10 protein-coding genes are annotated in these 12,553 nt (G+C 35.2%); 6 read left to right on the top strand and 4 right to left on the bottom strand.

Features of this window, described 5'->3' with window-relative positions; genetic code table 11:
- Positions 1-160: 160 nt before the first annotated feature.
- Both EOV51_RS13220 and EOV51_RS13215 read right to left on the bottom strand, forming a co-directional pair.
- Positions 161-1,018, bottom strand: coding sequence for a DMT family transporter (locus EOV51_RS13220; protein ID WP_128153006.1), 858 nt, complete (start codon positions 1,016-1,018; stop codon positions 161-163).
- An 80-nt stretch (positions 1,019-1,098) separates the two neighbouring features.
- A complete protein-coding gene (locus EOV51_RS13215) occupies positions 1,099-1,965 on the bottom strand; it encodes a sigma-70 family RNA polymerase sigma factor (RefSeq protein ID WP_128153005.1) in 867 nt (288 codons plus the stop codon).
- 221 nt (positions 1,966-2,186) lie between these two features.
- On the opposite strand from EOV51_RS13215, the gene EOV51_RS13210 reads away from it, so the two are divergent.
- From EOV51_RS13210 to rsgA, 6 genes are all read left to right on the top strand, one after another.
- Positions 2,187-3,128, top strand: a complete 942-nt coding sequence (locus EOV51_RS13210) for a LysR substrate-binding domain-containing protein (protein WP_128153004.1) — start codon at positions 2,187-2,189, stop codon at positions 3,126-3,128.
- 307 nt (positions 3,129-3,435) lie between these two features.
- Positions 3,436-4,488, top strand: a complete 1,053-nt coding sequence (locus tag EOV51_RS13205) for an NAD(P)/FAD-dependent oxidoreductase (RefSeq protein WP_128153003.1) — start codon at positions 3,436-3,438, stop codon at positions 4,486-4,488.
- A 7-nt stretch (positions 4,489-4,495) separates the two neighbouring features.
- Positions 4,496-4,828 (top strand): 2Fe-2S iron-sulfur cluster-binding family protein, encoded by a 333-nt coding sequence (locus tag EOV51_RS13200; protein WP_128153002.1) that lies wholly within the window; start codon positions 4,496-4,498, stop codon positions 4,826-4,828.
- Positions 4,829-4,833: 5 nt separating this feature from the next.
- Positions 4,834-5,613 carry a TIGR02757 family protein gene (locus EOV51_RS13195; protein ID WP_128153001.1) on the top strand — a complete coding sequence of 260 codons (780 nt, stop codon included), beginning with the start codon at positions 4,834-4,836 and terminating at the stop codon, positions 5,611-5,613.
- A gap of 228 nt (positions 5,614-5,841) precedes the next feature.
- Positions 5,842-6,918 (top strand): bifunctional 3-deoxy-7-phosphoheptulonate synthase/chorismate mutase type II, encoded by a 1,077-nt coding sequence (locus EOV51_RS13190; RefSeq protein WP_128153000.1) that lies wholly within the window; start codon positions 5,842-5,844, stop codon positions 6,916-6,918.
- 66 nt (positions 6,919-6,984) lie between these two features.
- Entirely contained in the window at positions 6,985-7,899 is a 915-nt protein-coding gene (rsgA, locus tag EOV51_RS13185) for a ribosome small subunit-dependent GTPase A (protein WP_128152999.1), read from the top strand.
- 59 nt (positions 7,900-7,958) lie between these two features.
- On the opposite strand, the gene EOV51_RS13180 is transcribed toward rsgA, so the two are convergent.
- Positions 7,959-9,347 carry an efflux transporter outer membrane subunit gene (locus EOV51_RS13180; RefSeq protein ID WP_128152998.1) on the bottom strand — a complete coding sequence of 463 codons (1,389 nt, stop codon included), beginning with the start codon at positions 9,345-9,347 and terminating at the stop codon, positions 7,959-7,961.
- Between the two features lie 19 nt (positions 9,348-9,366).
- Positions 9,367-12,522 (bottom strand): efflux RND transporter permease subunit, encoded by a 3,156-nt coding sequence (locus EOV51_RS13175; RefSeq protein ID WP_128152997.1) that lies wholly within the window; start codon positions 12,520-12,522, stop codon positions 9,367-9,369.
- Positions 12,523-12,553 lie beyond the last annotated feature (31 nt).

The raw sequence follows: 12,553 nt of genomic DNA, 5'->3' as shown, positions 1-12,553 counted from the left end.
GTGCTGATTAGCGATTGCAAATATACGCCTTTTCTTTAATTCTCCAAATCGTAATTAAAAAAATACTTGATATTTTTTAACCATAACTATCTTTTTTGCTAAGAATCAGTAAAATAAAAGTAATAAAAAATAAGTGCTCAGTTAACTATTTTTTGTCTTATCATTTCCAAAAAGTGATTAATATAATAGATATAAGAGCTAAGAGCAATCCAAAATAATTACGGGAAGACATCTTTTCCTTAAAAAAGCAAATTCCGGTAATACTACCTAAGATAATAACGCCCAAATTCATGGTAGCAAAAACCATAGAAGGATTATGCTTTAAAGTCTGATGAGCTTTCAAATAAAACAACACATTTCCAAAATTAAAAACACCTACCGCTAAGCCCCAAACCAGAGAAGAAAGGTTAAATTTTTGTTTGCTAAATGCTAAAATAATTACTCCGGTTATAAAAGAACCAACGAAAATAAAAAAAGTAGATGTGGTAAAAGAAATTTCCTGATTAGCAGCTATCACTTTGTATAAGATACTTATGACTCCCATACCAAAGAAAATTAAAACAGGCAATAACCATGAATATATACCCTCGGATTTGCTTTTCCGGCTTTGGTGGAAAATAAAAAAGATAGATATAAAACCTAGGGAGAGGCCAGCTATTTTTTTCCAGGTAAAATCTTCTTTAAAAAAGAGAAAAGAAGCTACGAGAGTTAATAGTAAGGAAATTCGTTGGGCAATATCTGTACGTGCAATACCAATGTGTTTAATTGATAGTCCAATAAGAATAAACATCACCGGCATAAGTATACTCATAAGAATATAAATGAGCCAGGGAGCTTGGCTATCGTTAATAGTAGTTAACGAAGGATGATATATAAAATAGCAAAACAGTGCAGAAAAAATGTAATTATAAGTAATAACTGGAAATAAGGACTGAGATGCAGATGATTTGGAACTGAAAATTTTTAAGATTATGGAAACTCCGACATTAAACAGTACACTGATAAGGACTTCTTTCATAAAATAACAGTAAAATTAAAAAAAAGGCAAATAAAAAAGCAGTGCCAGAAAACACTGCTCAATTACTTATATAGTATAAATTATTTTCCTAAATACGATTTCAGAATTTTACTTCTGCTGGTATGTTTTAATCTACGAATAGCTTTTTCTTTGATCTGACGAACACGTTCGCGGGTTAAATCAAAAGTTTCTCCTATCTCTTCAAGAGTCATTGGGTGTTGGCCGCTTAGCCCGAAATATAGACGGATTAAATCAGCTTCCCTTGGAGTAAGAGTAGATAGAGAACGTTCAATCTCAGTTTGTAAAGATTCCAGCATCAGGTCTCTGTCCGGACTTGGTGATTCACCGGAGCGAAGTACATCATACAGGTTGGAGTCTTCCCCTTCAACCAAAGGAGCATCCATGGATAAATGACGTCCTGAGTTTTTCATCGATTCTTTAATATCCTCTTCGCTCATATCAAGCACTTCACTCAGCTCAGCAGCTGAAGGAGCCCTTTCATGTTCCTGCTCTAAATGAGCAAATGCCTTGTTTATTTTATTAATGGAGCCGATTTTGTTAAGAGGTAATCTAACAATTCTGGACTGTTCTGCTAAAGCCTGAAGGATAGACTGACGAATCCACCATACCGCATAAGAAATAAATTTGAACCCCCGGGTTTCATCAAAACGTTTGGCCGCCTTAATTAATCCCAGATTTCCTTCATTAATTAAATCCGGTAAGCTCAACCCTTGGTTTTGATATTGTTTTGCCACAGAAACTACGAACCTTAAATTAGCCTTGGTCAGCTTTTCCAAAGCAACTCTGTCTCCAGCTTTGATGCGTTGGGCTAAGTCAACCTCCTCATCCGCTGTAATTAAATCTACTTTTCCGATTTCTTGTAAATACTTGTCAAGAGATGCAGTTTCTCTGTTTGTTACCTGTTTGGTAATCTTTAGTTGTCTCATTCTTTTTAAAATGCTTTTTTTTAAATGTATCTAAAAAATTAAACACAATGTTACCCTAAAGAGTAGAAGAATAAACCAGTTTTCTCTACCCATACATACCATATACGAAAACAAAACGCAAAAGGTTACAAAATTTTTTTTATTAAGAATATTTGGAATAATCTTAGTAAATTGCGGTGAAAAACTTTTTTTTAAATCAAAATAAAATATAGCTAAATAGAATGACTTTAATCCAACTTCAATATGTATTAACTGTTGCAGAACATAAAAATTTTACAGTTGCCGCAGAAAAAGCTTTTGTAAGCCAGCCTACGCTAAGCATGCAGATTCAGAAACTTGAAAAGACCCTGGGAGTTGAATTATTCGATAGAACGACCAATCCTATTAAAATTACTCCGATAGGGAAGAAAATTGTCAACCAGGCAAAAATTATATTGCAGGAAGCAGGAAAATTATCCAAAATAGTAGAAGAAGATAAAAAAAGTATGAACGGTACCGTAGTAATGGGTATCATTCCTACGATAACCCCAACCTTGGTACCTTTATTTTATAAAACCTTCAGAAACAAATATCCGGAATCCGAATTAGTCATAAAAGAACTTAAAACGGAAGATATTCTGAAAGGGATAAAAGAAGGGTATATAGATTTCGGTATAGCAAGTACACCACTGGATGAAATGCAAATTATAGAGCGCCCCATGTACAGGGAACCATTGGTTGCTTATGTTTCTCCTCAAAATAGTGCTTTGTACAAAGAAAAAATATTAGATACTGATAAACTTGATTTCAATTATCTTTTAATGCTCGAAGAAGGTCATTGCTTCCGAGACGTGGTTCTGGATCTTTGTAAGCATAAAGAAGCTATCAATTCTAATATAAAGCTCGAAGGCGGTAGTTTTTCAACTTTGGTGAGCCTGGTAAATGAAGGTTTTGGTTTCACCATACTTCCTTTACTGGAGTCCGAAATTTTATCAGAAGTAGATAAAAAAAATGTAAGATATTTTACTGCTTCTCCATTCAGGGAAGTATCGCTAATATATTCAACAAACCAAATAAGGACTACCTTTGCAGACAAGTTTATAGAACTGGTAAAAAGTATACTCAGAGGAAAATTATTTTTAGAAGAAAAAACCGAAAACAAACCTCAAATCAAAGTGATATAACAATAATTAGGTTCTCTGTGTAAATAAAGTATTGCTCAAATATATATTGTAAATACAGAGCTTGAAGTAAAAAAGTATGTTTGATTGTCAGATCAAACATACTTTAATTGTATATATATACATTAACTAAAAATTTACAAGGTTTGGCTTATAAAAACAGGTTCATTATCTTTGCAGCTGAATAATAATCTTACTAAACTACCGTGTTTTTTATCTTGAATAATTCAGGAGCAGACCAAATGAGCGGAAAGATTATACTTGATTAAAAAATATATCATTAAACAACAACAACTTAACAGATAGAATTATGATAGAAACCGATATACTGATAATAGGGGCAGGTCCTACAGGTCTGTTTACAGTTTTTGAAGCAGGCTTATTAAAATTAAGATGCCATATTATTGATGCACTTCCCAATATAGGAGGGCAGTTAACAGAGTTATATCCAAAAAAGCCTATATTTGATATTCCTGGGTATCCTACCGTTCAGGCAGGTGAGCTGGTGCAAAACCTTCATGAGCAAATCAAACAATTTGAACCGGGATTTACTTTAAATGAAATTGCACAAACTATAGATAAACAGGAGGACGGTACTTTTATCGTTACCACTGACAAAGGAACCCGGCATCACGCAAAAGCGGTAGCTATTGCAGCCGGACTGGGAAGTTTTGAACCTAGAAAACCTCAGATTGAAAATATTTCTGATTATGAGGAAAAAGGAGTGGAATATTTTGTAAAAAATCCAGAACAATTCAGAGGTAAAAAAGTGCTTATTGCTGGAGGAGGAGATTCTGCATTGGACTGGAGTATTTTTCTGGCAGACATTGCTGCTGAGGTCACTCTTGTTCATAGACGAAATGAATTTAGAGGTGCTTTGGATTCCGTAGAAAAAGTTCAGGCTTTAAAAAACGAAGGCAAGATTAATTTAATTACTCCAGCAGAAATTACCGGTATAAAAGGAGACGGAAAAGTTGAATCTTTAGTAATAGAACAGGAAGGTACTGTTTTTGATAAATCGGTGGATTACTTTATTCCTTTATTCGGACTAACACCTAAGCTAGGACCTATAGCGAATTGGGGGCTGGAAATTGAAAAAAATGCCATTAAAGTTAACAACGCATTAGATTATCAAACTAATGTAGAAGGCATATATGCCATTGGCGATATCAATACTTATCCCGGAAAATTAAAGCTTATTCTTTGTGGTTTCCATGAAGCGACACTCATGTGTCAAAGTATTTATAACAGAGTAAATCCGGGAAAAAAATATGTACTAAAATATACAACCGTAGGAGGAGTTCAAGGTTTTGACGGAACTGTAAAAGAAGCGGAAAAAGCGGTTGTAAAATCCATAGAATAAATTTTATATGTCAGATGTAAAGATTACTATCATAGACAGGGAAGGAAATAAACACGAAGTGGAAGCACCTACCGATATGTCTATGAATTTGATGGAAGTTATACGTGCCTATGAACTGGCTCCTGAGGGTACTATAGGTACTTGTGGAGGAATGGCAATGTGTGCTTCCTGTCAGGTATATGTGCTAAACGAAAACCAGCCGCTTCCTGAAATGGGAGACGAAGAAGAAGCTATGTTATCAGAAGCCTTCAATGTCAAAGAAAACAGCCGTCTCGGTTGCCAGTTAGCTATAACGGAAGATTTAGAAGGGCTGGAAGTGGAAATAGCTCCGGAATATTAATTTTTATGGAGGATCTTTCAGTAGTAAAATATTTTTTAGATGAAAAGGTAGAACAATATAACCATGTGGAATTCATAGAGCCGGATCCGGTAAGTGTTCCACATGGGTTTTCTTTGAAAGAAGATATTGAAATCTCAGGATTTTTAGCAGCTACCATTGCCTGGGGAAATCGTAAGAGCATACTTAAAAGCGCAGGTAAAATAATAAAGTATTTGGACAACCAGCCGTTTGATTTTATCATGAATCATACTTCGGCAGATTTAAAAAAAATACAGGGAAGCGTACACCGTACATTCAACTCCGACGATTTGGTTTTCTTTATAAAATCACTTCAAAATATATATGTAAATAAAGGAGGGCTTGAAAAAGTATTTGCTGTCAAAGAAAACGAGGTTAATACGTATCATGCTTTGGAACGTTTCAGGAACGTTTTTTTTGAAATAGAGCATTCATTGAGAACACGTAAGCATATAAGCAGTCCGGCACGTAATTCTTCGGCCAAGCGACTGAGTATGTTTCTTAGATGGATGGTTAGGAAAGATAATAAAGGAGTGGATTTTGGCATTTGGAACAGTATTAAACCGTCTCAATTAGTTTGTCCTCTGGATGTACATTCGGGAAACACGGCGAGGATGCTAAAATTGTTAAACCGTACACAGAATGATTGGAAATCTGTTTTGGAATTGCAGGAAAACCTGGTAACTTTAGACAAGGAAGATCCTTCCAAGTATGATTTTGCCCTTTTTGGATTAGGGGTATTTGAACAATTTTCTTCCAATAAATAAAAATCAAGAATTGTTAAATTATAAAACATTAGCCAAATTTATTTAAAATAGTATAAAAGATATTTGAGTTTATAAGAACATGTTTACTTTTTACTATAAAAATAAAAATATAATTTTTTATTTTTTAAGTTTGATATTAATATATATATTAGTAACGAATTTATAAGTAATATTTACTCAACTTATGAATTAAGTTTATAAATTTGCATTTTTCACGTAATTTTAGATATGAATATACAGGATATAAAACAAGATTGGATAGACCAATTTGAAAAACCGTTGATTATTGCTGGGCCATGTAGTGCAGAAAGCGAAAAACAAGTAATGGAGATTGCCGAACGATTGGACAAAGATTATGTTCAGGTGTATCGTGCCGGTATCTGGAAGCCAAGAACTAAACCAGGAAGTTTTGAAGGGGTAGGAGCTATAGGTCTTAACTGGTTAAAAAGAGTTAAAGATGAGTTCAACATGCTTACAGCTACAGAAGTAGCAAATGCTTCTCATGCTAAATTAGCATTGGAGTTTGATGTTGATTATCTTTGGATTGGTGCACGATCTACGGTTAATCCTTTTACTATGCAGGAAATTGCAGAAGCATTAAGAGATACGGATAAAGTGGTTTTAGTTAAAAATCCGGTAAATCCAGATTTAGATTTATGGATTGGAGGACTGGAAAGACTGGCAGCTCAGGGTATTAAAAATTTAGGAGTTATCCACCGTGGATTTTCTTCACACAATAAATCTAAATACAGAAATAATCCGCAATGGCAGATTGCTCTTGAATTGAAAGATCGTTTACCGAATATTCCAATTATAGGAGATCCTTCTCACATAGCAGGAAGAAGAGATTTAATTGCAGAGGTTGCTCAGCAGGCTTTCAATCTTGAGTATAACGGATTAATGGTAGAAACACACTGTAACCCGGATGAAGCATGGAGTGATGCTAAACAGCAAATACTTCCGGAAACTTTAAAAGACATCCTGGTTGATATAACTTTACGTAAAAAGAATGATTCTTCTGATGTTTTTTCTACTAAGTTAAACAGATATAGAAACGAAATTGACGAATTAGATAACCAATTATTAGGATTATTAGCTTCCAGAATGGATGTAGCTAAAAAAATCGGTAATCTTAAAAAAGAACATAACGTAGCCATTTATCAGCCGGATCGTTGGAATGTACTTAAAAAACTAGCAATTCGTAATGGTACCCGTATGGGATTATCTGAAGAATTTCTAGAACATTTGTTAGTTTCCATTCATAAAGAATCGGTGGACTTACAGAACGAAATTATGGATAAATAAAAATATATTTATACAGATATAGTTAAAATGCATCCTTATGTGATGCATTTTTTTTATTTTTGAGAGATGAAGCAGGCCCTGGTCACAAAATCAACGGGAAGTTGGTACCTTATAAAGGATATATCCACAAATGAAGTTTATGAGGCTCGTATTCGTGGGAAATTTAAAAAAGAAAAAATAAGGAATACCAATCCTTTAGCAGTGGGAGATAAGGTTGAGTATGAACTGGAAGAAACTTCAGTGGCATGGATAACAAAAATTTATCCAAGAAAAAACTACCTCATTCGAAAATCCGTTAATCTTTCTAAAGAAACCCATATACTTGCGGCAAATATAGATTTAGCCTGTATCATATTCACCACTCGAAATCCTCAAACATCCTTAGGGTTTTTAAATCGTTTTCTAATCACTTGTGAAGCTTACGAAATTCCAGTTCTTCTGGTATTTAATAAAATTGATTTATTAACAGAAATTGAAAAGGAGGAACAAAATGAGATTATCGGTATTTATAAAAATATTGGTTATGATACCCTGGAAATTTCTGCAGAAAAAATGATAAATATAGATAAACTGAAAGAAAGGGTTAAAAATAAAACAACCGTATTTTTTGGTCATTCCGGAAGCGGAAAAAGTTCAACCATTAACTCGTTGCAGCCTGATTTATCATTGAAAACAGCTTCGGTATCCGGATATAATGAAAAAGGGAAACATACTACAACTTTTGCTCAGATGTATGATTGGAGTTTTGGCGGAAGTATTATTGACATACCGGGAGTGAAGGAATTTGAGTTGGTAGATGTGAAAAGAGAAGAACTTCAGGATTATTTTCCTGAAATATTCAAAGAAAGGGAAAATTGCAGGTTCAGTAATTGTTTACACATCAACGAACCACACTGTGCAGTTGTTAAAGCGGTAGAAGAAGGGAGCATATCGAAGAAAAGATATCAGAATTATCTTAAAATAATGGAAGATTTAAAGTAATTCATAAAAATAAAAAAACCGGCTTTATTGCCGGTTTTTTCATATCTAATATCGAGAAATTAGTTTACACCTCCTCCTAAAGCTTTATATAGATTTATAGAAGCCTGAAGTTGCTGTAACTTATCATTAACCTGACTTAGTTTGGCACTTAGCAGATTTTGTTCTGCAGTTAAAACCTCAGTATAATTAGCACTGCTGTAAATCAATAACTCTTTGGTATAATCAACTGAATTTTGAAGAGAAGCAATTTGAAGTCCTCTGTTGGTGTCCTTACTTTTTGCTTGTTCATAAGCAAAAAGAGCATTAGAAACTTCAACGCTGGAATTCAATACTGAATTTTTGAAATTCAATAAAGCTTCTTCTTGTGCAGCCTGATTAGCTCTTAGCTGGGCTCTTAATTTCCCTTGATTAAAAATAGGCTGGGTTAACCCACCAACAACACTTGCAAACAGATTCGAATAATCAAAAAAGTTATTTAGATTTTTCAATGTTGAATACCCAGCGTTTCCTGTAAGAGTTAAGGAAGGATACATTGAAGCCTTAGCAACATTGGTGTTTTCAAATGCAGCCCGGTAGGCATATTCATACATCATTACATCCGGTCTCTTAGATAAAAGCTGAGCGGGAACACCGTAATCCATTTGAGTAGGTATTACCTGTTGACCCATAGATGATCGGGAAATAGTACTTGGTGTACGTCCTAAAAGCAGACAAATTGCATTTTCCAAAGATTTAATGTTTTGCACTAAATCAGGTACACTCACCTGTGTGGAATAAAGTAAAGCTTTACTTTGTTCTACAGCAGCTCCCGTAACAATATCTGCTTCCTTTAAGTACTCCATAGTCTTAACGTTCTCTTCCAGAAGCTTAATTGTATTATTGGTAATTTTCAACTGCTCATCTAAAGCTAAAAGAGAATAATAATTATTAGCTATGTTAGATACCAAAGAAGTTTGAACAACACGTTTGTATGCATCACTTTGTAAATATGTTGCCAATGCAGCTTTTTTAGCACTGGTTATTTTGCCCCAAACATCAAGTTCCCAGCTGGCAGAAGCCCCTAACTGAAATACTTCCGTATGGGTTCTTAAACCAAAACCTTGAGTGTTATTAAGCTTGCTGCTTGTATAAGAGCCATTAGCGCTTAACGTGGGCAGATATCCTAATTTAGCAGAATATAAACCTGCTTCAGCCTGCTTAATCCTAGCAACAGCTATTTGTAGATCATAACTGTTCTGTAACCCTTCATTGATCAGATTTTGAAGCTCTACATCTTTAAAGTATTCTCTCCAGGGAATGTCAGCAATAGTGGTACTATCTTTAATCTCCATATCCCTGTACAGTTTATTATCTGTAATTTCTGGTCTTTCGTATTTGGCAGTCACGCATGAAGTTAGCGCTCCTGCCAGAATTAATACGGTAATATATTGAATTGGTTGGATTTTCATTCCTTGTCTTTTTATAGTATTATAATATTTCGTCATCATCGTCATCATCAGAATTTCCTTGAACTGTTGCAGGTTTACTGGTAAATCTTTCCTGTAAACTTTGGAAAACAACAAATAGCATAGGAGTTACAACTAAACCGATAAGAGTCCCTATAAGCATACCTCCGACAGCCGCAGTACCAATGGAACGGTTACCCACAGCACCAGCTCCGCTGGCTATCATTAACGGTAATAGACCAAATATAAATGCAAATGATGTCATCAAAATAGGTCTAAGACGGGCTACAGCACCATCAATAGCTGCATCAATAATAGACATTCCATGTTCTCTTCGCTGAACGGCATACTCCACAATTAAGATAGAGTTTTTAGCTAATAATCCGATAAGCATGATTAAACTAATCTGCAAATAAATATTATTGGTGATACCAAATATTTTAGCAAAAAGGAAAGCACCCGCTAATCCGATAGGTAAAGAAATAAGAATAGATAGTGGTAAGATGTAACTTTCGTATAATGCTGATAATAAGAAATATACAAATATCAAACACAATAAGAAAATATATACAGTTTGAGACCCACTATTTTGAACCTGTTCTCTGGACATACCTGAGTACTCATAAGAGTATCCCTGAGGGAGTGTTTGAGCTGCTACTTCATTGATCACTTTAATAGCATCTCCGGCACTATATCCCGGATTAGGCTGTCCGTTTACAGGCATGGATTGGAACATATTAAAACGTTGAAGAGATTGGGGTCCGTAAACTCGTTTTAGTGTAATGAAACCGGATATAGGAGCCATTTCGCCTGAGCTGTTTCTTACATACATTCCATTTAAATCCTCAACATTTTTTCTATATTTAGGATCTGCCTGAATCATTACCTTAAATTGTTTTCCAAATTCATTATAATTGGATGCATACAATCCTCCGATGTATCCTTGTAATGCACCTAAAACATCAGTAACAGCAAGGCCGGCTTGTTTAACCTTAGCAACATTTACATTGATTTCATATTGCGGGTAGTTAGGGTTAAATGATGTGGTGGCATACATGATTTCTGGTCGTTGGTTTAAAGCTGCAAGGAACTTACCACTAGCTTCATAAAATTTCTGAATACTACCACCTGTACGATCTTGTAACTGGAATTCAAAACCATTGGATAAACCAAATCCCTGAAGGGTAGGAGCTCCGAAGAAGATTACTCTACCTCCTTGTATGTGTCCGGTTTTCATAAACAATTGTTGTACAACGTCACCAATTTTAATGTTCGGACGTTCATTCCAAGGTTTTAGTTTTATTAATACAACTGCATAATTTCCACCGACACCACTGATGAAACTGATACCATTCAGCTGGGCAATATTATTAACTCCGTCAATACCTTTAGCTATTTCATTTACCTGATTGGCTATAGCTGTTGATTGTTCTAGCGTAGATGCCGGAGGCAAGCTGATATCACTTAATATAAATCCACTGTCTTCCTGTGGCACAAAGTCGGTAGGAGTGGTTTGCATAAGAAAATACAAGATTCCGCAAAATCCTAGTATAATAGCAAATACTACCCATTTGGCTTTAGATGTCCAAACCAATACTTTTTTATACTTTTGAGTCATATTATCAAAAGCACCATTGAATCCATCTTTCAATTTTTGTACAAAACCTGTTTTATGCTCATCGCTGTGAGGTTTTAGGAATATGGCACAAAGAGCTGGACTCAGCGTTAATGCATTAACGGCAGATAGAATGATAGAAACGGCAAGAGTTAAACCAAATTGTTTATAAAACACCCCTGAAGTACCTCCGATAAAACTAACCGGAATAAATACGGCAGCCATTACTAACGTTATAGCTATAATAGCCCCGGCAATTTCATCCATTGCATGCAATGAAGCTTTTTTAGCATCTTTCATTCCTCCTTCCAGTTTTGCATGCACCGCCTCGACGACCACAATAGCATCATCCACCACAATACCAATGGCAAGAATCAAAGCGAAAAGAGTAAGGATGTTTATGGTAAATCCAAATATTAATAAGAAAAAGAAAGTTCCTACAATTGCAACAATTACTGATATCGCAGGTATTAAAGTAGAACGTAAATCCTGAAGGAATACCAGCACCACAATAAACACTAAGATAAATGCTTCCACTAACGTATGTAGTACTTTGTCAATAGAGGCATCCAGGAAGTCATTGGCATTCATCATAAACACAGTCTCAATACCCGGAGGAAATGAGCTTTTCGCTTCATCCATTGTTTTTTCAACCTCTTTGATAATTTGCTGAGCGTTAGAACCTGCAGTCTGTGCAATAGATATTACTACAGAAGGATATCCGTTAACAGTAGAAGTTACCAAATAACTTTCTGATCCTACTTCTACTTTAGCAACGTCTTTTAAACGTAATACATCTCCATTAGGAAGGGATTTAAGAACCATATTCTGAAATTGCTCAGCACTTACCAATCGCCCGGTATATTTCAAAGTATACTCAAAGGTCTGGTTACTGTTCTGACCCAGGGTACCCGGAGCTGCTTCAATATTTTGTTCAGCTAATATTCCGGAAATATCAGAAGGAGTAACTCCATAGGTAGCCATTACATCTGGTTTTAGCCATATTCTCATTGAGTAGGTGTTTGAACCTCTCGCCTGAGCATCTCCTACACCGGTAATACGTTTTATCTGTGGAAGTATATTGATGTTGGCATAATTCTGAAGAAACTTCTGGTCGTAATTTTTGCTTTTACTGATTAATGCCATAAACACAATGTTACTACTTTGTGTTTTTTGTACAATTACCCCGTTTCTGGTAACCTCAGCAGGAAGTAAGCTATTGGCTCTGGCAGCAAGATTCTGAACGTTTACCGCTGCAATATCAGGGTTAGCATCCTGTTTAAAATAAACGGTTATGGAAGCACTCCCATCGTTTCCAGCACTGGAAGTCATGTAAGTCATATTCTCAACCCCATTGATTTGTTCTTCCAAAGGGATAATTACACTTTTCATAACTACATCAGCATTAGCTCCTGGATAGTTAGCGGTTACCTGTACAGTAGGCGGGGCAATTTCCGGATACTGAGCTACCGGTAGGGATATAATTCCCAAAATTCCCAAAATCACAATTATAATGGATATAACTGTGGAAAGAACGGGCCTTTCAATAAATATTTTAAGCATTTTTTATTCTTTTTTATTAAATTAAAGTAAC

Origin of the sequence: Apibacter raozihei, from assembly GCF_004014855.1 — a bacterium.
GTDB lineage: Bacteria > Bacteroidota > Bacteroidia > Flavobacteriales > Weeksellaceae > Apibacter > Apibacter raozihei.
This window is presented reverse-complemented; position numbering and strand designations above follow the sequence as displayed.

Bases quoted from the DNA above. Each gene is read 5' to 3' on its own strand.
- EOV51_RS13215 (WP_128153005.1), bottom strand. From the start codon at position 1,965: ATGAGACAACTAAAGATTACCAAACAGGTAACAAACAGAGAAACTGCA.
- EOV51_RS13210 (WP_128153004.1), top strand. From the start codon at position 2,187: ATGACTTTAATCCAACTTCAATATGTATTAACTGTTGCAGAACATAAA.
- EOV51_RS13175 (WP_128152997.1), bottom strand. From the start codon at position 12,522: ATGCTTAAAATATTTATTGAAAGGCCCGTTCTTTCCACAGTTATATCC.
- EOV51_RS13195 (WP_128153001.1), top strand. From the start codon at position 4,834: ATGGAGGATCTTTCAGTAGTAAAATATTTTTTAGATGAAAAGGTAGAA.
- EOV51_RS13180 (WP_128152998.1), bottom strand. From the start codon at position 9,347: ATGAAAATCCAACCAATTCAATATATTACCGTATTAATTCTGGCAGGA.
- EOV51_RS13220 (WP_128153006.1), bottom strand. From the start codon at position 1,018: ATGAAAGAAGTCCTTATCAGTGTACTGTTTAATGTCGGAGTTTCCATA.
- EOV51_RS13200 (WP_128153002.1), top strand. From the start codon at position 4,496: ATGTCAGATGTAAAGATTACTATCATAGACAGGGAAGGAAATAAACAC.
- EOV51_RS13205 (WP_128153003.1), top strand. From the start codon at position 3,436: ATGATAGAAACCGATATACTGATAATAGGGGCAGGTCCTACAGGTCTG.
- rsgA (WP_128152999.1), top strand. From the start codon at position 6,985: ATGAAGCAGGCCCTGGTCACAAAATCAACGGGAAGTTGGTACCTTATA.
- EOV51_RS13190 (WP_128153000.1), top strand. From the start codon at position 5,842: ATGAATATACAGGATATAAAACAAGATTGGATAGACCAATTTGAAAAA.